Consider the following 23,334-nt stretch of genomic DNA (forward strand, 5'->3'; position numbering starts at 1 on the left):
TTAGTCCCGCGACGGCTGAGGCGAGGCCAACTTCGCGCTGACGGATCGGCGGGTCAGCGTCCGGCCGGATCCAGTCCGAGCGACATCCCGGCCAGTCCGCGCTTACGTGCCGACAGCGCGTCGGCGACGGCGTGCAGTTGCTTACCCGCCGCCGAATCCGGGGCTGACAGCACCAGCGGCACGCCGGTGTCGCCGGCGTCGACGATGGCCTTGTCGATGGGGATCTGTCCCAGCAGCGGGACCTCGGCACCGACTGCGCGGGACAGGCTCTCGGCCACCTGCCGGCCGCCACCCTCCCCGAACAGCTGCAGCGTCGACCCGTCGGGCAGCTGCAGTCCGGCCATGTTCTCCACCACCCCGACGATCCGCTGGCGGGTCTGCAGCGCGATCGCGCCGGCCCGCTCGGCCACTTCGGCCGCGGCCGCCTGCGGAGTGGTCACCACCAGGATCTCGGCGCCGGGGATCAACTGCGCCACCGAGATCGCCACGTCACCGGTGCCGGGCGGCAGATCGAGCAGCAGGACATCGAGGTCGCCCCAGTAGACGTCGGCGAGGAACTGCTGCAGCGCCCGATGCAGCATCGGGCCGCGCCACACCACGGGTGTGTTGCCCTGGGTGAACATCGCGATCGAGATGACCTTCACGTCGTGGGCGATCGGCGGCACGATCATCGAGTCGACCTGGGTGGGCCGGTCGGTGACGCCCATCATCCGGGGCACCGAATGCCCATAGATGTCGGCGTCGAGGACGCCGACGGACAGTCCACGCGCGGCCATCGCGGCCGCCAGGTTGACCGTCACACTCGACTTGCCGACACCGCCCTTGCCGGAGGCGACGGCGTAGACGCGGGTCAGGGAGCCCGGCTGGGCGAACGGGATCACCGGTTCACGGGAGTCTCCGCGCAGCTGCTTACGGAGTTCGGCGCGCTGGTCGTCGTTCATCACGTCGAGGCTGACCCGCACCGCACCGGTGCCCGGCACGTCGGCGACCGCGTGCTGGACTTGCTCGGTGATCTCGGTCTTCTTCGGGCAGGCCGAGGTGGTCAGGTAGATCTCGACGTGCACACTCGCGTCGGGGTCGATCGTGATGCTCTTGACCATGCCCAGTTCGGTGATCGGTCGGCGTAGTTCGGGGTCGATCACCTTGGCCAGCGCGGCGCGGATGGCGGATTCGCGCTCTTCGGGGTTCGCAGACATCACCCGCGAGTCTAGGCCGATGCGGGTGGTGGCTCGGACGCAGGCGTGCGGGCCGCTCAGGCCAACGGTCCGGGCGGCGGCCCGAGGGGAGCCGGGCCCGGCGGCGGCCCCGCGGGCGGCCCCGCCGCAGGCGCAACCGGTCCGGGCGCGGGCGCAACCGGTCCGGGCGCCGGTGCGGATGCCGGTGGCGCGCCGGGCAGGCAGAACACCGCACACGCCGGTGCGGGTGCCGGGGCAGCCGGGGGAGGCGGCGGAGCCAGCCACGGCGGCGTCCACGGTGCCGGCGCGGGCGCCGGTTGCGGAACCACCTCCGGCGCAGGCCCGGGCAGCGGCCCGAGCAGCGGACCCGGCCCGGTGGGCAGCTGTCCGGCGTCGTTGCGGGTCATCAGCGGAACCAGCGCCATCGGATCACCCGCGGGCAGACCGGTCGCGTTGACCGGCATACCGGGGCCCAGCCCCTGGTAGGCGTCCAGATGGGCGTCACCGAGCAGCGGGACCGGGCCGGTGATCGGCGGCAGATCGACCGGTACGACGCCGGTGGCGTATCCGCCGGCCCAGCTCAACACATTGCGGGCGTAGGCCACGGAATTGTTGTAGCGCAGGATCGCGGTCATCACCTGCGACGGGTCACGCAGATTCAGACCGCCGCTGCAGAGGTAGCGCGCCGCGGCGAGCGTCGAGTCGTAGAGGTTCTGCACGTCGGCCTTGCCGTCGCCGTCACCGTCGGAGGCATAGCGCGCCCAGGTGCCCGGCAGGAACTGCATGGGACCCATGGCGCGGGCATAGGTGACGCGACCGGCGCTGCGGCTCAGTTCGATGACCTCGTTACCGGCGAGGGTGCCGTCGAGGGCGGGACCGTAGATCGGGTTGACCGGCGTGCCGCTGGCGTCGGTCGCGCCCCCGTTGGCGTGCATCGATTCGATGCGCCCGATACCGGCCAGCAGGTTCCAGCTCACGCCACAGGTGGGGGCCGCGGCGGCCATCATGCGTTCGGCGTTGCGGTAGGCGCTCAGCGCCATCGCCGGGATTCTCATGCTGCCCGGTGAGTTCACCACGATGGCCGGCGGCGGTGCCGACGCGGCCGACGCCGCGATGTGGAAGTCGCCGGGATTCTTCGTGACGGCGACCACGGACGCGCCGGTGTCACTCGGGACCGACGGAGCCACCGCGGCCAGCGGGGTGACGGCCGAGTCGCGCACCGGGGTGGGCGCAGCCGCGCCGACGGCTCCGGCGAGCACCAGCGGGGCGATCACGGCGATACCGGTGGCGGCCGGGGTCCGGAGCACCTGCCCCGCCCGGCGCCGCGCCGCGGTGACAGCGGCCTTACCCCCTACGCGCACCCAACCGTCCTCAGCGTCTTCCCCGACTGCCAGTTCCCCGCTCCGCACCGCCCACGAGGTATGTGAACCAAGTCACCATACATACCTTGCGTCACGTGCGTAGCAGCTATCGGAAACGCGTGTGGTCAGTTCCCACGCTTGTGCCGGCGGTCGGACGCGTCGGGGCGTTCCGCGTCATCAAAGCCGGGCAACGCGGTGATCAACTCCCGCAGCTCTTCGAGCTCGCGGCGCAGGTAGTCGCGGGTGGCGACCTCACCCACCGCCAGGCGCAGCGCGGCGAGTTCGCGGGCCAGGTACTCGGTGTCGGCCTTGGTCTGGGTGGCCCGCCGGCGATCCTCTTCGAGGGCCACCCGGTCGCGGTTCTCCTGCCGGTTCTGGGCCAGCAGGATCAGCGGCGCGGCATAGGCGGCCTGGGTCGAGAACGCCAGGTTGAGCAGGATGAACGGATACGGGTCCCACCGCAGGCTGACGGCGAACAGGTTGAGCAGGATCCAGACGATGACGACGATCGTCTGCCAGGCCAGATACCGTCCGGTGCCCAGGAACCGCGCCAGGTCCTCACTGAACTGGCCGATGGCCTCCGAGTTGACCCGGACGGCGAAGACGGATCGGCGAGAGGAGCGCGGCGTGTCCAGCCGTCCGCGCGTCGACCCATCGCTCATGTCGTCCCTTCTGCACCGCTCAGTTCAGGTTCGTCGACCCGTTCTCGCCAGTCGTCCGGGAGGAGGTGGTCCAGGACGTCGTCGACCGACACCGCGCCCAGCAGATGGCTCTCCTCGTCGACGACCGGACCGCAGACGAGATTGTAGGCGGCGAAGTACCGGGTGACCGCGCCGAGCGAATCCTCGGGGCTCAGACTCGGCAGATCGGTGTCGAGGATGCCGCTGACCAGCGCCGCCGGCGGTTCGCGCAACAGCCGTTGCAGGTGCACGCAACCCAGGTAATGGCCGGTCGGGGTGGAGGTGGGTGGCCGGGCCACGAACGCCAGCGACGCCAGCGCCGGGGTCAGGTCGGGATCGCGCACCCGGGCCAGCGCCTCGGCCACCGTCGTGTCGGGGGCCAGGACGACGGGTTCGGAGGTCATCAGACCGCCGGCGGTGTCGGGGGAGTGGGCGAGCAGTCGGCGCACGTCCTCGGAGTCCTCGGGGTCCATCCTGCGCAGCAGGGTCTCCGCATCGGCCGGGGTCATGGTGCCCAGTAGGTCGGCCGCGTCGTCGGGGTCCATCGCCTCGAGCACGTCGGCGGCGCGGTCGGTTTTGAGCTGACGCAGCACGTCGGCCTGATCGTCTTCAGGCAATTCCTGCAGCACGTCGGCGAGGCGTTCGTCGTCCAGCGCGTTGACCACCTCGTAGCGCCGTTTGGCGGGCAGTTCGCGGATCGCCTCGGCGACCTCCACCGGTCGCTGTCCTTCGAACTGCTCCAGCAGTGACGCCACCCCCTGGTCGGGCATCGCCAGACCGGAGGGGGTGAGGCCGTGCACGTGGTGCCATTCGACGGTGTGGATGTTCGACCGGCGACCCAGGCGCCGATGCTGGCGCACCGCCACCCGGGTGACCATCCAGTCCCTGGTGCGCACCTGCTCGATGCCCAGGTCGACCACCACGAGCTCGATGCCGGCCAGTTGGGGCAGGTCCGGATCGTCCACCCGCACCTGGGTCTCGAGCACCTGGCCCAGCGCCAGGGCCTCACCCGGGCGCTGGGCGAATTTGCGTAGCGAGACGTTGGCCGTCGTCAGGGTGACCGCACTCGGCTCGATCGCGGTGACGCGCAGGATGGGCACGAATATCCGCTTGCGGGTGAGCAGTTCGACCACCAGGCCCAGCACCCGGGGTTGTTGGCGGACGATGCTGATACTGATCACCACATCGCGCACCCGGCCGATCGACTCGCCGTCGGGGCCGAGCACCACCATTCCCGCGAGTCTGGCCACGTAGACCCTGTTCACCGCCGCCATGTCACAAAGGGTAGAGAGTGAAAGCGTGATCAACGCGATCAGGCCGCGCCGGACCTGTCTTTCGGTGCCCGGCAGCAGCGACAAGATGATCGAGAAGGCCAAGGGATTGCCCGCCGACCAGGTGTTCCTCGACCTCGAGGACGCCGTCGCGCCGCAGGCCAAGGCCGAGGCGCGCGCCCGGGTGGCCGCGGCCCTGGCCGAGGACGGCTGGATCGGCGGGCAGCAGCGCAGCGACCGCGGGGTCGGTTCCGGACAGCTGCGCGGCGTGCGGGTCAACGACTGGACGACGCCGTGGACCCACACCGACGTCATCGAGGTCGTCTCCGCCGCCGGGGCGCACCTCGACGTCATCGTGCTGCCCAAGGTCGAGGAGGCCGCCCACGTACAGGCCCTCGACCTGTTGCTGACCCAGCTCGAGCGCAGCAACGGACTGCCCGTGGGGCGGATCGCCATCGAACCGCAGATCGAGACGGCCCGCGGGTTGACCAACATCGACGCGATCGCCGCGGCGCCGCGGGTGGCGGCGCTGGTGTTGGGGCCGGGGGACATGGCGGCCAGTCTCAACATGCGCACGCTGGAGGTCGGCGGCCAGCCGGAGGGTTACGACCTCGGCGACGCGCACCACCACGTGCTGATGACGATTCTGATCGCGGCGCGCACCCATGGCGTCGCGGCCATCGACGGCCCGTACGTGAAGGTGCGTGACGTCGAGGCATTCCGCCGGGTGGCGGGCCGGTCGGCGGCGCTGGGCTACGACGGCAAGTGGGTGCTGCATCCCGACCAGATCGCCGCGGGCAACGAGATCTTCAGCCCACGCCAGCAGGATTACGACCACGCCGAGCTGATCCTCGAGGCCTACGAGTGGCACACGTCCCGGGCCGGCGGTGCACGCGGGGCGGTGATGCTGGGCGAGGAGATGATCGACGAGGCCAGCCGCAAGATGGCGCTCGTCATCGCCGGCAAGGGACGCGCGGCCGGGATGACGCGCCAGAGCGAGCCGTTCCGGCCACCGACCTGAGGGTCAGGCGTTCAGCACGAACCCGAAGAACGCCAGAGCGAGCAATAGCGACACGCCGCCGACGGCGATGCCGGCGATGGCCAACCCCCGGCCGTCCTCCTGGCGCTCCTGGATCTGGTTGAGGGCCATGATTCCCAGCACCACCCCGACCGCCGAGCCGATACAGCAGACGAACCCGAGCGCGGAGGCCACCAGCGACCAGATCGCGAGCTGGTTGGTCCGGGCGGGTTGGTAACCGCCGCCATACCCGGGAGGGCCCGGGTAGGCCGGATATCCGGGGTACCCGGGCGGCGGGGGGTAGACCGGGGGCGGCAGGTATCCGGCCGGTGGCGGCGGATACGGCGGTGGGTACGGGGGCGGATAGTCGTAGGCGGGCGGCGGCAGATACGCGGGCGGATCCGACTGTTCGATCGGTGGTGCCTCGTAGCCGCCGGCCGACGGCTCGGTGGATCCGGAACCGGAGGGTGTCGGTGACGGCGGGTCCGGGTTCGTCATGGATCTCAACCTAGCGCGCAGCGTCAGGTCACGGCGGGGCTTGGGAATGGGCACCAAATCGCGGGTACAGACGTTGACAATGGAGAAAACGGCCCTCCGGACGAGGAGAATGACGAGCCATGACCAGTCCATTCCAGCCCGGCGCCACCCCTGGCGCGACGCCGACCAATCCGGCGGGCGTGCGTGCCGGCGCCGCCCCGTTGCCGACCCCACCGCGCGGCTGGCCGATCGGTTCCTACCCCACCTACGCCGAGGCGCAGCGCGCCGTCGACCATCTGTCTGATCAGGAGTTCCCGGTACAGCAGGTGACCATCGTCGGCGTGGACCTGATGCAGGTCGAACGGGTCACCGGCCGGCTCACCTGGCCCAAGGTGCTCGGGGGCGGGGTGCTGACCGGGGCCTGGCTGGGTCTGTTCATCGGCCTGATCCTGGGCTTCTTCAGTCCCAACCCGTGGAGCGCCCTGCTCACCGGTCTGATCGCCGGTGTCTTCTTCGGGCTCATCACCTCCGCGATCCCGTATGCGATGGCGCGTGGCACAAGAGATTTCAGTTCCACCATGCAACTGGTCGCGGGGCGTTACGACGTGTTGTGCGATCCGCAGAGCGCCGAGCGCGGCCGGGACCTGTTGGCTCGCCTGACCATCTGAGCCGCAGGTCAAGATCGGGGCGCCAATCACCCGTCGCCGGCGCCGAGGTGTTGCACATCACGCGCGTCTGCCTCTACGGTTTGCCCGCGGGAGGTTCCCGCCCGGCGCCGCAGCGACGCGGCGAACCCGGAGCCTGACGGGAGGCTGGCGGTGCGCGCTCGGCGGCTCTGTGCTGCGGCACTCGCCGCGCTGACGGCCGTGTCGACCTTGTCGGCATGCGGTTCCGGCGGCGACGGCAAAGTCATCAATCTCTACACGTCGGCCAACGAGATGGCCACCTTCTCCGCGCTGGCCAAGCGTTGTGAGGAGCAGCTCGACAACGGATTCTCCATCCGCCAGATCAGTTTGCCCAAGAGCGCCGACGAGCAGCGCCTGCAGCTGGCCCGCCGGCTCACCGGCAACGACGAGTCCCTCGACCTGATGGCCATGGACGTGGTGTGGACCGCCGAGTTCGCCGAGGCGGGCTGGATCGTCCCGCTGGACGAGGATCCCGCCGGCCTGGCCGAGCAGGATGCGCGGACCGACACCCTGCCCGGCCCGCTGAAGACGGCCACCTGGCAGGACCGTCTCTACGCCTCGCCGGTCACCACCAACACCCAGGTGCTCTGGTACCGCGCCGACCTCATGCCGGCACCGCCCACCACGTGGGAGGGGATGGTCGCCGAGGCGACCCGTCTACACGCCGCGGGGCAGCCGAGCTGGATCGCCGTCCAGGCCAAGCAGTACGAGGGCCTGGTGGTGTGGTTCAACACGCTGTTGGAGAGCGCGGGTGGTCAGGTCCTCTCCGACGACGGCACCACGGTGACGCTGACCGACACCCCTGAGCATCGCGCCGCGACCGTCAAGGCGCTGCAGGTGATCAAATCCGTGGCCACGGCTCCGGGCGCCGATCCCTCGATCACCCAGACCGACGAGAGCACCGCTCGCCTCGCGCTCGAACAGGGCAAGGCCGCGCTCGAGGTCAACTGGCCGTTCGTGCTGCCGTCGATGCTGGAGAACGCGGTCAAGGGCGGTGTGGAGTTCCTGCCGCTCGACCAGCGTCCCGATCTGGTCGGCGCCATCAACGACGCCGGCACCTTCTCCCCGTCCGACGAGCAGTTCACCGCCGCCTACGACGCCAGCCGCGAGGTGTTCGGGTTCGCCTCCTATCCCGAGGTGCAGCCCGGCACACCCGCCAAGGTGACCCTCGGAGGCCTGAATCTCGCGGTGGCCAAGACCAGCCAGCACAAGGCCGAGGCGTTCGAGGTGATGCGCTGTCTGCGCAGCCCCGAGAATCAGCGGATCACCTCGGTGGAGGGCGGGCTGCCCGCAGTCCGGGCGTCGCTGTACGACGATCCCGCATTCCAGGCGCGCTATCCGCAGTACGACATCATCCGCCGCCAGCTCACCGACGCTGCGGTGCGGCCGGCCACCCCCAACTATCAGGCGGTGTCGACCCGCATCTCGGTGACGCTGGCGCCGATCTCGCAGATCGATCCCGAGCGGACGGCCGACGAGCTCGCCGACCAGGTGCAGAAGGCGATCGACGGCAAAGGGCTGATCCCGTGACCGCGACCCTGGGCGCCACCGACGACAAGCGCTCCGAACGGCGGCTGGCGTTTCTGCTGATCGCGCCCGCGGTGCTGCTGATGCTCGCCGTCACCGCCTACCCGATTCTGTACTCGGTGTGGCTGAGCCTGCAGCGCTACAACCTGGCCACGCCCGACGACGCCGAATTCGTCGGGCTGCAGAACTACGTCACCGTGCTCACCGACGGCTACTGGTGGACCGCACTGGCGGTGACGCTGGGCATCACCATCGTGTCGGTGGCCATCGAGTTCGTGCTCGGGATGGCGCTCGCGCTGGTGATGCACCGCACGATCTTCGGCAAGGGTGTGGTGCGCACCGCGATCCTGGTGCCCTACGGCATCGTCACGGTGGCGGCGTCCTACAGCTGGTACTACGCGTGGACGCCGGGCACCGGGTATCTGGCCAACCTGCTCCCCGACGGCAGCGCACCACTCACCCAGCAGCTGCCGTCGCTGGCCATCGTGGTGCTCGCCGAGGTGTGGAAGACCACTCCGTTCATGGCGCTGCTGCTGCTCGCCGGTCTGGCCCTGGTGCCGCAGGATCTGCTCAACGCGGCTCAGATGGACGGCGCCGGCGCCTGGAAGCGGTTGGTGAAAGTCATTCTGCCGCTGATCAAACCGGCCATCCTGGTGGCTCTGCTGTTCCGCACCCTGGACGCGTTCCGGGTGTTCGACAACATCTACGTGCTGACCCAGGGCGCCAACAACACCGGTTCGGTGTCGATCCTGGGGTACGACAACCTGTTCAAGGCGTTCAATCTGGGGCTGGGTTCGGCGATCAGCGTGCTGATCTTCGTGTGCGTGGCGATCATCGCGTTCATCTACATCAAACTCTTCGGGGCCTCGGCTCCCGGGTCGGATGCGGGCGAGGGGCGGAAATGAGCGATCAACGGGCGACTCCGGGCCGGGCGACCGGGTGGGCCGTCGTCAATGTGCTGGTGGTGCTCTACGCGCTGTTCCCGGTGCTGTGGATCCTGTCGCTGTCGCTCAAGCCGACCTCGAGCGTCAAGGACGGCAAGCTGATCCCGTCGGAGATCACCTTCGACAACTACAAGGGAATCTTCTCGGGCAGCGCGTTCTCCTCGGCGTTGGTCAACTCGATCGGCATCGGGTTGATCACCACGCTCATCGCCGTGCTGTTCGGTGGAATGGCCGCGTACGCCGTTGCGCGCCTTGAATTCCCGGGCAAGAAGCTGCTCGTCGGTGTGGCGCTGCTGATCGCGATGTTTCCCCAGATCTCGCTGGTGACGCCGCTGTTCAACATCGAGCGCAGCGTCGGGCTGTTCGACACCTGGCCCGGGCTGATCATCCCCTACATCACCTTCGCGCTGCCGCTGGCGATCTACACGCTCTCGGCGTTCTTCCGGGAGATCCCCTGGGATCTGGAGAAGGCCGCGAAGATGGACGGCGCGACGCCGGCGCAGGCGTTCCGCAAGGTGATCGCGCCGCTGGCGGCTCCCGGCATCGTCACCGCCGCCATCCTGGTGTTCATCTTCGCCTGGAACGACCTGCTGTTGGCGCTGTCGCTCACCGCGACCGAACGTGCCATCACCGCGCCGGTGGCGATCGCGAACTTCACCGGCAGTTCGCAGTTCGAGGAGCCCACCGGCTCGATCGCCGCGGGCGCGATGGTCATCACGATCCCGATCATTATCTTTGTTCTCATCTTCCAGCGACGGATTGTCGCCGGGCTGACGTCCGGTGCGGTGAAGGGGTAGCTCGATGGCCGAAATCGTCTTGGACGGGGTGACCAAGAGTTACCCGAACGGCGCGACGGCCGTGCAGGATCTGTCGATCACCATCGCCGACGGCGAGTTCATCATCCTGGTCGGACCCTCGGGCTGCGGGAAGTCCACCACCTTGAACATGATCGCCGGCCTGGAGGACATCACGTCGGGCGAGCTGCGCATCGGCGGTCAGCGGGTCAACGACAAGGCTCCCAAGGACCGCGACATCGCAATGGTGTTCCAGTCCTACGCGCTCTACCCGCACATGTCGGTGCGCCAGAACATCGCGTTTCCGCTCACCCTGGCCAAGGTCGACAAGGCCGAGATCAACGCCAAGGTCGAGGAGGCCGCCAAGATCCTGGATCTGACCGCACTGCTGGACCGCAAACCCGGTCAACTGTCGGGTGGCCAGCGGCAGCGCGTGGCGATGGGCCGCGCGATCGTGCGCAGCCCCAAGGCGTTCCTGATGGATGAGCCGTTGAGCAACCTCGACGCCAAACTGCGCGTGCAGATGCGCTCGGAGATCGCCCGACTGCAGGACCGGTTGGGCACCACCACCGTCTACGTCACCCACGACCAGACCGAGGCGATGACCCTCGGGGACCGCGTGGTGGTGATGCTCTCCGGGGTGGCCCAGCAGATCGGATCACCGGAGGAGCTCTACCACCGGCCGGCCAATCTGTTCGTCGCCGGATTCATCGGCTCACCGGCGATGAACTTCTTCCCGGCCTCGCGCACCGACGTCGGGGTGCGGCTGCCGTTCGGCGAGATCACGCTGACCCAGGAGATGAGCGATCTGCTGGCCCGGCGCAACGCCAAGAACATCATCGTCGGGGTGCGGCCCGAACACCTCGAGGATGCGTCGATCCTCGACGGTTACGCGCGGATCCGGGCGCTCAACTTCGATGTGACCGCCGATATGGTCGAATCGCTCGGCGCGGAGAAGTACGTGCACTTCCGCATCGAGGGGGCGGGCGCGCAGTCCGACCAGCTGGCTGCGCTGGCCCTCGAGTCGGGGGCCGGTGAGAACGAATTCGTCGCCCGGGTATCCACCGAATCCCCGGTCCGCCAGGGTGAGAAGGTGACGCTGGCGCTCGACACCTCGAAGATCGTCATCTTCGACGCCGACACCGGCGCCAACCTGACCATCCCGGACGGTGCCGGCGGCGACGCCGTGGAGGTCACCGAGGCACCGGCGCAGGAGTCGGCGCCACCGGCGCAGTGACCGACGTCCTGGCCGCGGTGCGCGCCCGGGTGGGCGAGCACTTCCTCGAGGCCGGGATCAGTGCCGAGCCGACCTCGGCGAGTATCACCTTTCTGGGTACCGAACGCATCGAGGTGCTGCGCTTCGGGCCCGACCCACAGGGCGTCGGACACTACGTGTCGCTGGGGTGTTCGCGTCACCCGATGTTCGATCCGACCGAGATGGTCACCGATCCGGTGCACGGTCCCCGGGCGGAACTCGTTGTCTCACTCCGTGGTTCGACTCCGACGGGGCTGGCCCGCTCGCTGGCGGTGGTGGCCGCGGCACCCGCGGTCGAGGGTCTCGTCCTCGACGCCGACGCGCTGATCGACCTCGGGTCCCCGCTGTGGGAGGGCGCCGCGTTCACCGCATTCCTGTTGGGCGACAGCGATCTCGACGACGTACGCCTCCCGGGTCCGATGCCCGCCGTACGGATCTTCTGCGCGACGCCGATCACTCCCACCGAGGCGGCGTGGGTGCGGCTCAAGGGAGCCGACGCGATGCGCGAGGCCTGGCGCACCGACGGAGTGGACGTCCTGGATCCGCACCGCCGGGCCGCCAGCCCGAGCTGATCTGTTGCGGGTCCGTCAATTGCCCGTACAGTCACCCATGTGAAGACGACCATCGTCGGTACCGTCATGCCCATCCTCGAGATCACCCTCGACGCCGGAGAGGCGATCGTGTCCGAGGGCGGTGACGTCAGTTGGTACACCCCGGGATTCGCGCTGGAGACCTCCACCAGGTTCGGATCGGGCGGCAAGCGGGGATTCATGAGCGGCCTCAAACGCATGCTCGGCGGCGCGAACCTGTTCCTGACCCAGTACACCGCGCAGGCCCCCGGTCGCATGCTCGCGCTGTCGACGAATCTTCCGGGTGTCATCAAGGAGGTGCGCATCGACTCCGCCGACTCCTACATGGTCCAGTCGGGCGCCTACATGGCGAGCACTCCGGATGTCGAGGTGTCGGTGGGGCTGCAGCAGAAGCTCGGCGCGGGCGTGTTCGGCGGTGCCGGTGTGGTGTTCCAGAAGTTGAGCGGTCAGGGCGTCGCCTGGGTCCAGGTCGCCGGTGAGTTGGTGGAGTACGAACTGCGACCGGGGGAGTCGTTCCTGGTGCACCCCGGCCACCTGGCCATGTTCGGTGGTGACATGGCACTGAACTTCGCCAGCGTGAAGGGCGTCAAGAACAAATTCTTCGGTGACTCGCTCTTCATGGCCGAGCTGCACGGACCCGGTCGGATCTGGCTGCAGTCGATGACCGTCGCGAAACTCGCCGCCGCGATCCAGCCCTATCTCCCCGATCGCGACGACGACGACTGACCCGTCGCGCGTCGCTCCTCAGAGCCAGTCGTTGTGGTGGAACACCCGGTGCAGCGTCACGCACACCGCCAGCATCACCAGCAGCACCGCCGGATAGCCGTAGGTCCAGTGCAGTTCAGGCATGTTGTCGAAGTTCATACCGTAGATCCCGGCCATCGCCGTCGGTACCGCCGCGATGGCCACCCATGCCGAGATCTTGCGCATATCGAGGTTCTGCTGCATCGCCACCTTGCCGAGCGCGGCCTGCACCAGCGAGCTGAGCAGGTCGTCGTAGGTGGTGATGCGGTCGGCGGCCTGGGTGTTGTGGTCGAGGACGTCGCGGATGTAGCGCCGCACCTCCTTGGAGATCAGGTCGTTGTGGTCGCTGTTGAGACGCTGCAGAGCCAGTGTCAGCGGTGCGACGGCACGGCGCAGCTCGACGATCTCGCGCTTGAGCAGATAGATGTGTTCGACGTCGGTGGCGCTGGTGGGGGAGAAGACGTTCTCCTCCATCGCGTCGATGTCGGTCTCGATCAGGTCGGTCACGTCGAGGTAGGAGTCGACGACGTGGTCGGCGATCGCGTGCAGGACGGCGTACGGGCCCAGCGCGCAGTTCGCCGGTGACGTGTCCATCTGGTGGCGCACCCCGGCCAGTCCGCTGAAGTCACCGTGGCGCACGGTGACCACGAAGTCCCGGCCGGCGAAGATCATGATCTCGCCGGTCTCGACGATCTGGCGGGCCTTGCCGACCGACTCGTGTTCGACGTAGTTGACCGTCTTGAGGACCAGGAACAGCGTGTCGTCGTAGCGTTCCAGTTTCGGCCGCTGGTGGGCGTGCACCGCGTCCTCGACCGCCAGTTCGTGCAGGCCGAACACGTCGCCGACGGCTTGCATCTGGTGTTCGTCGGGTTCGTGCAACCCGATCCAGACGAACGCCCGGCCGCCGTCGGCCTCGAGTTCGCGCACCTTGTTCAGGGCCGCGGCGTGGGTGTACTTGCCCGGCAGTCGCAGGCCGTCGGCGTAGACCGCGCAGTCGACCATCGCCCGGGCCACCGGCACCCGGATGCGCTCGGCCTGCGGCGCGGTATCGGTTCTCGGCCGCAGCGACGGTGGGAGTCCGCGGAACGACGGCATGCGGCCTCCCGGGACCAATCGGCGTGACAGGGCGAACGCATCGTACGCGCAGAAGCTGACATCGGCCCTCCCGGCGGGGGAACCCCGGCCGCCGAGGTCTCCGGTTGGTTACCCTGACGCCGTGACCGATGTGCGCACGCCGCAAGTCGTCATCGATGATGCGGAGATCTTCGCCGCACACGAGGGCGGGAAACTCTGCATCGAGCTGAACTCGCCGCTGGACACCCAACGCGCGCTGTCGATCGCCTACACCCCGGGTGTGGCGCAGGTCAGTCGGGCGATCGCCGCCGACAAAAGTCTGGCGGCGCGTTACACGTGGGCCAACCGGCTGGTGGCCGTGGTCAGCGACGGCAGCGCGGTGCTCGGCCTCGGCGACATCGGCGCCGCGGCGTCGCTGCCGGTGATGGAGGGCAAGAGCGCGCTGTTCAAGACCTTCGGCGGTCTGGACTCCATCCCGATCGTGCTGGACACCAACGACCCCGACGAGATCGTCGAGACGCTCATCCGGCTGCGCCCCACCTTCGGCGCGGTCAACCTCGAGGACATCTCGGCGCCGCGCTGCTTCGAGATCGAGCGCCGGGTCATCGAGGCGCTCGACTGTCCGGTCATGCACGACGACCAGCACGGCACCGCGATCGTGGTGCTCGCCGCTCTGCTGGGTGCGTCGAAGGTGCTCGACCGTGACCTCACCTCGCTGCGCGTGGTCATCTCCGAGGCCGGCGCCGCGGGGGTGGCGTGCGCGAACATCCTGCTGGCCCAGGGCATCGCCGACATCACGGTGCTCGACAGCAAGGGCATCGTGCACACCGGCCGCGACGATCTGAACCCGGTCAAAGCCGACCTGGCGCAGCGCACCAACCCCGCCGGCCGCACCGGCGGCGTCGCCGAGGCGCTGGACGGGGCCGACATGTTCCTCGGGCTGTCGGCCGGCCTGGTGGCCGAAGAGGTCATCGCGACGATGGCGCCGGCCGGCATCGTGTTCGCCCTGTCGAACCCGGATCCGGAGATCCACCCCGACGCGGCCCGCAGATACGCCGCGGTGGTGGCGACCGGCCGTAGCGACTTCCCCAACCAGATCAACAATGTGCTGGCGTTCCCGGGCGTTTTCCGCGGGGCGCTCGACGCCGGTGCTCGCCGCATCACCGAGCGGATGAAGGTAGCCGCGGCCGAGGCGATCTTCTCGGTGGTCGGCGACGAGCTGGCCCCCGATCACATCGTCCCGAGTGCGCTCGACCCGCGGGTGGGTCCGGCAGTGGCCGCCGCGGTCGCGGCGGCCGCCGAGTCCTGAGCGGCTTCATGACGCAGCGCGGGCTGGTCAGGGCGCTGGTGGTCGGCGCCGCGATGCTGGTCGCGGCGTGCGGCGCCCCGCCGGCCGGTCCGACCCTGTCCATCGGCACCCACCCCGACGACGAGTCCCAGGTGATCGCGCACCTCTACGCGGCGGCGCTGCGGCACTACGGCACCGGCACCCGCATCGAGGAGGCCGACGATCCGCTGGTGGCGCTCGACGCCGGTGACATCGCGGTGGTGCCCGGGTTCACCGGCCGCCTGCTCACCCGGTTCGAACCCGATGCCAGCGCGCGCGCCGACGAACAGGTCTACCGGGAGATGGTGTCGGCCCTACCCGAGGGCCTGGCCGCCGGCGACTACACCACCTCGGCGGAGGACAAACCCGCCGTCGCGGTCACCGAGGCGACGGCCACCGCCTGGGGCGGTGAGGATCTGTCGACGTTGGTGCGCCGCTGTGCGGAGGTGCGGGCCGGCGCGGTGCGGGCCGGCGCGGTGCCGACGGCGGTCGGGACGTGCCGTCCGGCGCCACCCAAGCGGTTCCCCGATGCGTCGCAGCTGTTCGCGGCGCTGCGCAGCGGCGAGATCAACGCGGCCTGGACCACCACCGCAGCGCCCGGTGTGCCGACCGAGCTGGTGATCCTGGCCGACCCGACCGCGCTGATCCGGGCGGAGAACGTGGTGCCGATCTATCGCCGCAACACCCTCGACGAAGCGCAGGTGCTGGCGGTCAACGAGGTGGCCGGGGTGCTCGACACCGCGGCGCTGGCCGAGATGCGGGCCCGGGTGCGCGACGGCGCGGACCCTGCGGTGGTCGCCGACGAATGGCTGATCGCGCACCCGCTGCGGGACTGATCGGGAAACTAGTGCGGCCGGGGCAGCAGCTTGCCGGTGACTCTGGAGAACAGCTGCTGATAGTGCGGGCCGACGATCCGGATGACCGCGTCGAGGGTTTTGGCGTCGTTGCCGATCAGCACGCGCGACTTGTTCTTGCGGACGCCCTCGAGGATCACCTTGGCCGCCGTCTCCGGTGAGGTCTTGGCGAGCTTCTTGTCGAACAGTTTGGCGAGCTGTTCGGGTTCGAGCCCCTCGGCGGCGGTGGCGTTGCGCGCGATGGCGGTCTTGATCCCGCCGGGGTGCACCGTGGTCACCTTCACCGGACGTCCCGCGGCCGCCATCTCCTGGTTCAACGCCTCGGTGAAGCCGCGGACCGCGAATTTCGCCGCGTTGTAGGCGGCCTGGCCGGGCACCGAGAACAGGCCGAACACGCTGGAGACGTTGATGACGTGTCCGTCGCCGGAGGCGATCAGGTGGGGCAGGAACGCTTTGGTGCCGTTGACCACCCCCCAGAAGTCGACGTCCATCACCCGTTCGATGTCTTTGAACTGGGAGACCTCGATGTCGCCGGTGAAGGCGATACCGGCGTTGTTGTAGATCTGGTTGACCTTGCCGAAATGCTCACGCACCTCGTCGGCGTAGAGCAGGAACGCCTCGCGCTCGGTGACGTCGAGGCGGTCGGATTTGTAGGACGCGCCGATCGCCTTGAGGCGCTCCTCGGTGACCGCGAGGCCCTCGGTGTTCACGTCGCTGATCGCCACCTTGGCGCCCGAACGTGCCAGCTCGATCGCCAGCGCCTGTCCGATACCCGAACCGGCACCGGTCACCACCGCCACCTTCCCGGCGAAGCCCTGCATATGCACTCCTTCTGGTCGGTCGACTCGAAACGACACTAGCGGTACCAGCGGTACCACCTCGTACCGGGGTAACGATCACTCGTATCGGGGTAACGATCGACGGAGCCGACGCGATTCCCCGGCATGAAGCGCATCCACCGTGTAGCCGCCGCCTCGCTCATCGTCTCCGCCGGACTGTCGAGCGTCGCGCTGTCCCTGGCGGCCGCCCCGGCCCAGGCCGACACCGCAACCGACGTGTTCCTGTCCACCATCAACGGCTCCGGGCTGGCCGGCATCGATCAGGCCACGGCCGCGCGGGTGGGCCAGCAGGTGTGCCCGATGCTCGCCGAGCCGGGCCAGAACCTCGCCAACGTCGCCGCCGACGTCTCCGATGCGATCGGCCGACCGCTCGGACCGGCCACCATGTTCACCGGCCTGGCGATCCAGATCTTCTGCCCCGGCGCGGTCTCGGCCCTGGCCGCAGGCAACTCGCCGATCCCGCTACCGGGTCTGCCCGGCCTCCCCGCGATCCCCAACCTGTTCTGAGCTGGGACCGCCTTCGTCCCTCAGGCGAACGCCTCGTCCAGAATCTCCTGCTGCTCGACCGCGTGCACCTTCGACGATCCCGATGACGGAGCCGACATGGCACGTCGCGAGATGCGCTTGATGCCGGTGAAGTAGTCCGGCAGCATCTCCGGCAGCGTCAGCCCGAACGTCGGCCAGGCGCCCTGGTTGGCCGGCTCCTCCTGCACCCAGAACTTCTCCTCGACGTTCGGGTAGCGGTCCATCGTCTCGGCCAGGCGCCGCTTGGGCAGCGGGGCCAACTGCTCGATCCGCACGATCGCGATGTCGTCGCGCTTCTCCTTGGCCTTGCGGGCCACCAGCTCGTAATAGATCTTGCCGCTGGTGAGCAGCACCCTGGTGACCTTGTCCCGGTCGCCGTCGCCGTCGGTGTAGGTCGGCTCCTCCATCACCGAGCGGAACTTGTTCTCGGTGAAGTCGCGGATGTCGCTCACCGCGGCCTTGTTGCGCAGCATCGACTTCGGCGTGAACACGATCAGCGGCCGCTGGATGCCGTCGAGGGCATGGCGGCGCAGCAGATGGAAATAGTTGGCCGGGGTGGACGGCATCGCGATGGTCATCGACCCCTCGGCCCACAGCGTCAGGAACCGCTCGATACGTCCGGACGTGTGGTCGGGGCCCTGTCCCTCGTGACCGTGCGGCAGCAGCAGCACGACGTCGGAGGTCTGGCCCCACTTGGCCTCACCGGAGCTGATGAACTCGTCGATGATCGACTGCGCCCCGTTGATGAAGTCGCCGAACTGCGCCTCCCACAGCACCATCGCGTCGGGGTTGCCGACGGAGTAGCCGTATTCGAAACCGACGGCGGCGAACTCCGACAGCGGCGAATCGTAGACCAGGAACTTGCCGCCGGTCGGGTTGCCGTCGGCGTCGGTCGCCAGCATCTGCAGGGGGGTGAACTCCTGCCCGGTCTTGCGGTCGATGACCACCGAATGCCGCTGGGTGAACGTGCCGCGGCGGGTGTCCTGACCGGAGAACCGGATCAGCTTGCCCTCGGCGATCATCGTGCCCAGCGCCAGCAGTTCGGCGAACGCCCAGTCGACCTTGCCCTCGTAGGCCATCTCGCGGCGCTTGTCGAGCACCGGCTTGACGCGGGGGTGCACGGTGAAGCCCTCGGGCACGTTGAGGAACGCGTCGCCGATCCGGGCCAGCAGCGACTTGTCCACGGCGGTGGCCAGTTTGGTCGGGATCTGCTGATCGGACTCCACCGACTCGCTCGGCGCGATCTCGTGCTTCTCCAGGTCGCGAACCTCGTTGAAGACCCGTTCGAGCTGTCCCTGGTAGTCGCGCAGGGCGTCCTCGGCCTCTTTCATGGAGATGTCGCCGCGGCCGATCAGGGCTTCGGTGTAGGTCTTGCGGACGCCGCGCTTGGTGTCGATCACGTCGTACATCGACGGCTGGGTCATCGACGGGTCGTCGCCCTCGTTGTGCCCGCGGCGGCGGTAGCACAGCATGTCGATGACGACGTCCTTCTTGAACTTCTGCCGGAAGTCGACGGCCAGCTTGGCCACCCAGACCGCCGCCTCCGGATCGTCGCCGTTGACGTGGAAGATCGGCGCTCCGATCATCTTCGCGACATCGGTGCAGTACTCCGAGGACTTCGCCGCATGCGGCGAGGTGGTGAACCCGATCTGGTTGTTCACGATGATGTGGATCGTGCCGCCGGTCCGGTAGCCCTTCAGCAGGGCGAGGTTCAGCGTCTCGGCCACCACACCCTGCCCGGCGAACGCGGCGTCACCGTGCAGCATCAGCGGTACCACCGGGAACACCGCGGATTCGTCGGCGTCGCGGCTCTCGTCGAGCAGATCCTGCTTGGCCCGCACCAGGCCCTCGAGTACCGGGTCGACGGCTTCGAGGTGGCTGGGGTTGGCGGTCAGCGACACGGCGATGTCGTTGTCGCCGAACATCTGGATGTAGGTGCCGGTGGAGCCGAGGTGGTACTTCACGTCGCCGGAGCCGTGGGCCTGCGACGGGTTGAGGTTGCCCTCGAATTCGCCGAAGATCTGGCTGTACGGCTTGCCGACGATGTTGGCCAGCACGTTGAGGCGGCCGCGGTGCGGCATACCGATGACGACCTCGGACAGTGCATGCTCGGCGCACTGGTCGATCACCGCATCCATCATCGGGATGACGGTCTCGGCGCCTTCCAGCGAGAACCGCTTCTGGCCGACGTACTTGGTCTGCAGGAACGTCTCGAACGCCTCGGCGGCGTTGAGCCTGCTCAGGATGTACTTCTGCTCGGCGACGGTCGGCTTCTCGTGCTTGACCTCGATGCGCTCCTCGATCCACTTCTGCTGTTCGGGTTCGAGGATGTGGGTGTATTCGACGCCGACGTGGCGGCAGTAGGAGTCGCGCAGCAGGCCCAGCACGTCGCGGAGCTTCTTGCGCTCCGACCCGGCGAAACCGTTGACCTTGAACTCGCGGTCCAGGTCCCACAGCGTCAGACCATGGGTGAGCACGTCGAGGTCGGGATGGCTGCGGAACCGGTTGTTGTCCAGGCGCAGCGGGTCGATGTCGGCCATCAGGTGGCCGCGGTTGCGGTACGCGGCGATCAGCTCGATGACCCGGGCGTTCTTGTCCTCGATCGAGTCCGGGTTGTCGGTGCGCCACCGGACCGGCTCGTACGGAATGCCGAGTTCGCGGAAGATCTCGTCGAAGAAATCGTCGGAGAGCAGCAGCTGGTGCACGGTGCGCAGGAAGTCGCCGGACTCGGCGCCCTGGATGATGCGGTGGTCGTATGTCGAGGTGAGCGTGATCAGTTTGCCGACGCCCAGATCGGCGATGCGTTCCTCGCTGGCGCCCTGGAACTCCGCCGGGTACTCCATCGCACCCACACCGATGATCGCGCCCTGCCCGCGCATCAGCCGCGGCACCGAGTGCACGGTGCCGATGGTGCCGGGGTTGGTCAGCGAGATCGTCACCCCGGAGAAGTCCTCGGCGGTGAGCTTGCCGTCGCGGGCGCGCCGCACGATGTCCTCGTAGGCGGCGATGAACTGGCCGAACCGCATCGATTCGGACTTCTTGATCGCCGCGACGACCAGTTGCCGCGCACCACCTTTACCGGGCAGGTCGATGGCCAGGCCCAGATTCGTGTGCGCCGGGGTGACCGCGTTGGGTTTGCCGTCGACCTCGGCGAAGTGGCGGTTCATGTTGGGGAACTTCTCGACCGCGCGCACGATCGCGAACCCGATCAGGTGGGTGAACGAGATCTTGCCGCCACGGGTGCGCTTGAGGTGGTTGTTGATGACGACCCGGTTGTCGATCATCAGCTTGGCCGGGATGGCGCGCACGCTGGTGGCCGTCGGCACCTCGAGTGAGGCCGACATGTTCTTGGCCACCGCCGCGGCGGCGCCGCGCAGCACCTGGTTCTCGTCGGCGTCCGAGGACGAGTTCGACGTGGCGGCCGGAGCCGGTTCGGACTTCGTGGCGGCCGGCTTCTTGTCGTCGGTGCTTTTCTCGTCGGCCTTCTTGTCGTCGGCCTTCTTCTCGGCGGGCTTCTGAGTCGCCTTCGCCGCCGGCTTCTCCGCCGATGTGGACTCCGCGGCCGGCTGCTTCGCCGTGTCCTTCTTCTCCGGCTTCTCGGGCGCCTTGGGCGCGGGCGCCGGGGCGGGCTCGGCCGGCGCCCTGGGCGCGGTGGCGGTCGAGCTGCGGGGCGACGTGCCGTTGCCCGACGTGGAGCCGGCCGACGAACCGTTGTCGCTCGTCGGTTCCGGGTTGTAGTCGACGAGGAACTCGTGCCAGCTCGGATCCACCGAGGAGGGATCCTCGCGGAACTTGCGGTACATCTCCTCGACCAGCCATTCGTTCTGACCGAATGGTGAAGGTGAACTGCTCACGGCAGCTGCTCGCCTCGATTCCTTCGACTCGGGCGAGCATGTCCGGTAGGCAAATCCGCTCGCCGCTCGTTGTCAGCGGTTACCCGCTTTTCCACCGCTTAAGGCTAGCGCTATGCAAACGGGCAGACCACGTCAACGCCGGTACGGCCGCTTGTGGTCGTATTGGTCACAGCTGAGGACGCGCCGAGGGCAGGATGTGCAGCGTCGCCGGCCAGCGATGCGGCGGATCGCCGAACGCCGTGCGGGTGTTGGCGATGATCCGGCGGGCCATCATCCGGTTGCCGACGCCGCCGACGACGGCGCCGATCCCGACCGGCAGCACTTTGCCGAACGCCAGTGCGCCCCGCTTGAGGGCGTAGCGCTTGACGAAGTAGCGCAGCAGCCGCGAGTTCAGCTGGGACACCGCGGGCAGCGGCAGCGTGGCGGCGCCGTCGCCGATCCAGCCGCCGCCGGTGCGCCCCCGGCCGATGAGGTCGGCGACCGCACGTTTGCCGTCGTCACCGACGAGCACCGAGAGGACGAGCGCGCGCCGGCGTTCACGTTCATGCGCGGGGATTCCGTAGACCTCGGCGACGGCCAGGGCGAACACCGAGGTGGCCTCCAGGAAGACGACGGTCTCCCCGGCCACCGCCGACATCGCGGTCAGGGTGCCGAGGCCGGGGAATGCGGCCGCCGATCCGACCGCCGCGCCACTGGCCATCACCGCACCCATGTAGTGCTTCTCCAGCTTGGCCACGATCTCCGCGGGTGCGGCGTTCGGATTGGCAGCCCGCAGCCGGTCGACGTAGGACCGGACGGCCGGCGCCTGGGCGCGCGAGCTGCGCTCGAGGATCTGCGACAGCACCTTGGCGGCGGCGCCCGGCTTCTCCTCGTCCGCCCCGGCGGGGGTCAGCTGATTCTTGCGGTTCGACCGAGCACTCATCGCAGGCCTCCTCATGCTGTCTTCCCAGGCTAGCCTCCCGGCGTCGAACGGGTCCGGAAGCCGGGTGTCGCAGGGTGACGGCGGTCACTGTTACGCCCAGGGCGGAAGAAAATATTGATATGACTCGCTAACCATTTGCATGGCAACATCCCCGTCTGTGCCTGCCGTGACCCCCAGCCGACTGCGCATGATTCTGGTGCTCGGCGCACTGGTGGCCCTCGGTCCGCTCACCATCGACATGTATCTGCCCGCGTTGCCCCGCATCGGGGAGGACCTCGGGGTGTCGTCGTCGGTCGCGCAGCTCACTTTGACCGGCACCCTGGCCGGGTTGGCGCTCGGCCAGCTCCTCGTGGGCCCGCTCTCGGACTCGCTGGGCCGCCGGCGGCCGCTGATGGTCGGCATCACTCTGCACATCGTGGCGTCGGTGCTGTGCGTGTTCGCCCCGAACATCGCCGTGCTGGGGGTGGCTCGCGGTCTGCAGGGGATGGGCGCCGCGTCGGCGGCAGTGGTGGCGATGGCGGTGGTCGGCGACCTGTACACGGGCACGGTGGCGGCCACGGTGATGTCGCGGTTGATCCTCATCCTCGGGGTGGCTCCGGTGCTGGCCCCGTCACTGGGTGCGGCCGTCCTGTTGCAGGCGTCCTGGCACTGGGTGTTCGTCGCGCTGGTGGTACTCGCCGGGCTCCTGCTGCTGATGGCGGCGATGGCGCTGCCCGAGACCCTGCCCGTCGCCCACCGCCGCCCGCTGCGCGTGCGCGGCATCGCCGGCACGTACTGGCGGCTGCTGCGTGACGCCCGCTTCGTGACGCTGGTGCTGGTCGCGGCGCTCGGCATGTCCGGTCTGTTCGCCTACATCTCCGCGGCGCCCTATGTGCTGCAAGGCCGGCACGGTCTGGACCAGCAGACCTTCGCGCTGCTCTTCGGCGCCGGCGCCATCGCCCTGATCGGCGCGACCCAGTACAACGTGGTGCTGCTGCGGCGGTTCTCGCCGCAGCGGATCATGTTGTGGGCGCTGGGGTTCGCGACACTGGCCGGCGCGGTGTTCGTCGGCGTCACCGTCGCCGGGGTCGGCGGCCTCGCCGGTTTCGTGGTGCCGGTGTGGATCGTCCTGGCCGCGATGGGCCTGGTCCTGCCCAACGCGCCGGCCGTGGCGCTCTCGAGGCACAACGAGGCTGCCGGGACGGCAGCCGCGCTGCTCGGCGCGGCGCAGTTCGGTCTCGGTGCGGTGGTGGCTCCGCTGGTCGGCGTCCTGGGCAACGACGAACTCGCGCTGGCGTCGGTGATGCTGGTCGGTATGACCGTGGCGCTGCTGGCCCTGCTCACCGTCGGCCGGTCCGACGACACCGCCGCCGATGACGAGTCGGTTCTGCTCGGCGTCCCGGCCCGCGCGGCCGAACCGGCCTGACGCGACGCCCAC

General features: G+C 68.8%; 21 protein-coding genes. 12 read left to right on the top strand and 9 right to left on the bottom strand.

What is annotated here, in order from left to right; all coding sequences use genetic code 11:
- Positions 1 to 53: 53 nt before the first annotated feature.
- The 4 genes from ACN27E_RS24850 to ACN27E_RS24865 all read right to left on the bottom strand — a co-directional run bounded on the left by ACN27E_RS24850 (position 54) and on the right by ACN27E_RS24865 (position 4,490).
- Positions 54 to 1,196, bottom strand: a complete 1,143-nt coding sequence (locus tag ACN27E_RS24850) for an Mrp/NBP35 family ATP-binding protein (RefSeq protein ID WP_422745582.1) — start codon at positions 1,194 to 1,196, stop codon at positions 54 to 56.
- 56 nt (positions 1,197 to 1,252) lie between these two features.
- Complete coding sequence (locus ACN27E_RS24855; protein ID WP_422745584.1) at positions 1,253 to 2,536, bottom strand: lytic transglycosylase domain-containing protein; 1,284 nt, start codon at positions 2,534 to 2,536, stop codon at positions 1,253 to 1,255.
- A gap of 125 nt (positions 2,537 to 2,661) precedes the next feature.
- Positions 2,662 to 3,198, bottom strand: coding sequence for a DUF1003 domain-containing protein (locus tag ACN27E_RS24860; RefSeq protein ID WP_422745586.1), 537 nt, complete (start codon positions 3,196 to 3,198; stop codon positions 2,662 to 2,664).
- A complete protein-coding gene (locus ACN27E_RS24865; RefSeq protein WP_422745588.1) occupies positions 3,195 to 4,490 on the bottom strand; it encodes a magnesium transporter MgtE N-terminal domain-containing protein in 1,296 nt (431 codons plus the stop codon). The genes ACN27E_RS24860 and ACN27E_RS24865 overlap by 4 nt, the downstream gene beginning before the upstream one ends.
- 25 nt (positions 4,491 to 4,515) lie before the next feature.
- Between ACN27E_RS24865 and ACN27E_RS24870 the strand changes: the two genes are divergently transcribed.
- Positions 4,516 to 5,508: an HpcH/HpaI aldolase/citrate lyase family protein gene (locus tag ACN27E_RS24870; protein ID WP_422745590.1), complete on the top strand. Its 993-nt coding sequence runs from the start codon at positions 4,516 to 4,518 to the stop codon at positions 5,506 to 5,508.
- A gap of 3 nt (positions 5,509 to 5,511) precedes the next feature.
- On the opposite strand, the gene ACN27E_RS24875 is transcribed toward ACN27E_RS24870, so the two are convergent.
- On the bottom strand, positions 5,512 to 6,003 hold the full coding sequence (locus ACN27E_RS24875) for a DUF4190 domain-containing protein (protein ID WP_422745592.1): 492 nt from the start codon (positions 6,001 to 6,003) through the stop codon (positions 5,512 to 5,514).
- Between the two features lie 119 nt (positions 6,004 to 6,122).
- Between ACN27E_RS24875 and ACN27E_RS24880 the strand changes: the two genes are divergently transcribed.
- The 7 genes from ACN27E_RS24880 to ACN27E_RS24910 all read left to right on the top strand — a co-directional run bounded on the left by ACN27E_RS24880 (position 6,123) and on the right by ACN27E_RS24910 (position 12,504).
- Entirely contained in the window at positions 6,123 to 6,650 is a 528-nt protein-coding gene (locus tag ACN27E_RS24880; RefSeq protein WP_422745594.1) for a general stress protein, read from the top strand.
- A 150-nt stretch (positions 6,651 to 6,800) separates the two neighbouring features.
- Entirely contained in the window at positions 6,801 to 8,198 is a 1,398-nt protein-coding gene (locus ACN27E_RS24885) for an ABC transporter substrate-binding protein (RefSeq protein WP_422745596.1), read from the top strand.
- The gene (locus ACN27E_RS24890; RefSeq protein WP_422745598.1) at positions 8,195 to 9,100 is read left to right on the top strand and encodes a carbohydrate ABC transporter permease; all 906 of its coding nucleotides are present in this window, start codon (positions 8,195 to 8,197) and stop codon (positions 9,098 to 9,100) included. The genes ACN27E_RS24885 and ACN27E_RS24890 overlap by 4 nt, the downstream gene beginning before the upstream one ends.
- Positions 9,097 to 9,936: a carbohydrate ABC transporter permease gene (locus ACN27E_RS24895; protein WP_422745600.1), complete on the top strand. Its 840-nt coding sequence runs from the start codon at positions 9,097 to 9,099 to the stop codon at positions 9,934 to 9,936. Before ACN27E_RS24890 ends, ACN27E_RS24895 begins: the two co-directional genes overlap by 4 nt.
- A gap of 4 nt (positions 9,937 to 9,940) precedes the next feature.
- Entirely contained in the window at positions 9,941 to 11,170 is a 1,230-nt protein-coding gene (locus ACN27E_RS24900) for an ABC transporter ATP-binding protein (RefSeq protein WP_422745602.1), read from the top strand.
- The gene (locus ACN27E_RS24905) at positions 11,167 to 11,760 is read left to right on the top strand and encodes a suppressor of fused domain protein (protein ID WP_422745604.1); all 594 of its coding nucleotides are present in this window, start codon (positions 11,167 to 11,169) and stop codon (positions 11,758 to 11,760) included. The genes ACN27E_RS24900 and ACN27E_RS24905 overlap by 4 nt, the downstream gene beginning before the upstream one ends.
- 39 nt (positions 11,761 to 11,799) lie before the next feature.
- Complete coding sequence (locus ACN27E_RS24910; protein ID WP_422745606.1) at positions 11,800 to 12,504, top strand: AIM24 family protein; 705 nt, start codon at positions 11,800 to 11,802, stop codon at positions 12,502 to 12,504.
- An 18-nt stretch (positions 12,505 to 12,522) separates the two neighbouring features.
- On the opposite strand, the gene corA is transcribed toward ACN27E_RS24910, so the two are convergent.
- Positions 12,523 to 13,617: a magnesium/cobalt transporter CorA gene (gene corA / locus ACN27E_RS24915; protein WP_422745608.1), complete on the bottom strand. Its 1,095-nt coding sequence runs from the start codon at positions 13,615 to 13,617 to the stop codon at positions 12,523 to 12,525.
- A gap of 130 nt (positions 13,618 to 13,747) precedes the next feature.
- Between corA and ACN27E_RS24920 the strand changes: the two genes are divergently transcribed.
- A complete protein-coding gene (locus ACN27E_RS24920; RefSeq protein WP_422750104.1) occupies positions 13,748 to 14,905 on the top strand; it encodes an NAD(P)-dependent malic enzyme in 1,158 nt (385 codons plus the stop codon).
- A gap of 8 nt (positions 14,906 to 14,913) precedes the next feature.
- The gene (locus tag ACN27E_RS24925) at positions 14,914 to 15,759 is read left to right on the top strand and encodes a glycine betaine ABC transporter substrate-binding protein (protein WP_422745610.1); all 846 of its coding nucleotides are present in this window, start codon (positions 14,914 to 14,916) and stop codon (positions 15,757 to 15,759) included.
- An 8-nt stretch (positions 15,760 to 15,767) separates the two neighbouring features.
- On the opposite strand, the gene ACN27E_RS24930 is transcribed toward ACN27E_RS24925, so the two are convergent.
- Entirely contained in the window at positions 15,768 to 16,598 is an 831-nt protein-coding gene (locus ACN27E_RS24930; protein ID WP_422745612.1) for an SDR family NAD(P)-dependent oxidoreductase, read from the bottom strand.
- 123 nt (positions 16,599 to 16,721) lie between these two features.
- On the opposite strand from ACN27E_RS24930, the gene ACN27E_RS24935 reads away from it, so the two are divergent.
- Complete coding sequence (locus tag ACN27E_RS24935; protein WP_422745614.1) at positions 16,722 to 17,123, top strand: DUF732 domain-containing protein; 402 nt, start codon at positions 16,722 to 16,724, stop codon at positions 17,121 to 17,123.
- 20 nt (positions 17,124 to 17,143) lie between these two features.
- On the opposite strand, the gene ACN27E_RS24940 is transcribed toward ACN27E_RS24935, so the two are convergent.
- Together ACN27E_RS24940 and ACN27E_RS24945 are read right to left on the bottom strand one after the other, a co-directional pair.
- Positions 17,144 to 20,995 (bottom strand): multifunctional oxoglutarate decarboxylase/oxoglutarate dehydrogenase thiamine pyrophosphate-binding subunit/dihydrolipoyllysine-residue succinyltransferase subunit, encoded by a 3,852-nt coding sequence (locus ACN27E_RS24940; RefSeq protein ID WP_422745616.1) that lies wholly within the window; start codon positions 20,993 to 20,995, stop codon positions 17,144 to 17,146.
- A 166-nt stretch (positions 20,996 to 21,161) separates the two neighbouring features.
- Positions 21,162 to 21,917: a hypothetical protein gene (locus ACN27E_RS24945; protein WP_422745618.1), complete on the bottom strand. Its 756-nt coding sequence runs from the start codon at positions 21,915 to 21,917 to the stop codon at positions 21,162 to 21,164.
- Between the two features lie 139 nt (positions 21,918 to 22,056).
- Between ACN27E_RS24945 and ACN27E_RS24950 the strand changes: the two genes are divergently transcribed.
- The gene (locus tag ACN27E_RS24950; protein ID WP_422745620.1) at positions 22,057 to 23,322 is read left to right on the top strand and encodes a multidrug effflux MFS transporter; all 1,266 of its coding nucleotides are present in this window, start codon (positions 22,057 to 22,059) and stop codon (positions 23,320 to 23,322) included.
- Positions 23,323 to 23,334: the final 12 nt, after the last annotated feature.

The organism is Mycobacterium sp. WMMD1722, assembly GCF_049315205.1.
GTDB lineage: Bacteria > Actinomycetota > Actinomycetes > Mycobacteriales > Mycobacteriaceae > Mycobacterium.

Excerpts from the sequence above, each read along its gene's own strand:
- ACN27E_RS24850 (WP_422745582.1), bottom strand. The coding sequence starts at position 1,196 with ATGTCTGCGAACCCCGAAGAGCGCGAATCCGCCATCCGCGCCGCGCTG.
- ACN27E_RS24860 (WP_422745586.1), bottom strand. The coding sequence starts at position 3,198 with ATGAGCGATGGGTCGACGCGCGGACGGCTGGACACGCCGCGCTCCTCT.
- ACN27E_RS24865 (WP_422745588.1), bottom strand. The coding sequence starts at position 4,490 with ATGGCGGCGGTGAACAGGGTCTACGTGGCCAGACTCGCGGGAATGGTG.
- ACN27E_RS24875 (WP_422745592.1), bottom strand. The coding sequence starts at position 6,003 with ATGACGAACCCGGACCCGCCGTCACCGACACCCTCCGGTTCCGGATCC.
- ACN27E_RS24880 (WP_422745594.1), top strand. The coding sequence starts at position 6,123 with ATGACCAGTCCATTCCAGCCCGGCGCCACCCCTGGCGCGACGCCGACC.
- ACN27E_RS24895 (WP_422745600.1), top strand. The coding sequence starts at position 9,097 with ATGAGCGATCAACGGGCGACTCCGGGCCGGGCGACCGGGTGGGCCGTC.
- ACN27E_RS24900 (WP_422745602.1), top strand. The coding sequence starts at position 9,941 with ATGGCCGAAATCGTCTTGGACGGGGTGACCAAGAGTTACCCGAACGGC.
- corA (WP_422745608.1), bottom strand. The coding sequence starts at position 13,617 with ATGCCGTCGTTCCGCGGACTCCCACCGTCGCTGCGGCCGAGAACCGAT.
- ACN27E_RS24925 (WP_422745610.1), top strand. The coding sequence starts at position 14,914 with ATGACGCAGCGCGGGCTGGTCAGGGCGCTGGTGGTCGGCGCCGCGATG.
- ACN27E_RS24930 (WP_422745612.1), bottom strand. The coding sequence starts at position 16,598 with ATGCAGGGCTTCGCCGGGAAGGTGGCGGTGGTGACCGGTGCCGGTTCG.
- ACN27E_RS24935 (WP_422745614.1), top strand. The coding sequence starts at position 16,722 with ATGAAGCGCATCCACCGTGTAGCCGCCGCCTCGCTCATCGTCTCCGCC.
- ACN27E_RS24945 (WP_422745618.1), bottom strand. The coding sequence starts at position 21,917 with ATGAGTGCTCGGTCGAACCGCAAGAATCAGCTGACCCCCGCCGGGGCG.
- ACN27E_RS24950 (WP_422745620.1), top strand. The coding sequence starts at position 22,057 with ATGGCAACATCCCCGTCTGTGCCTGCCGTGACCCCCAGCCGACTGCGC.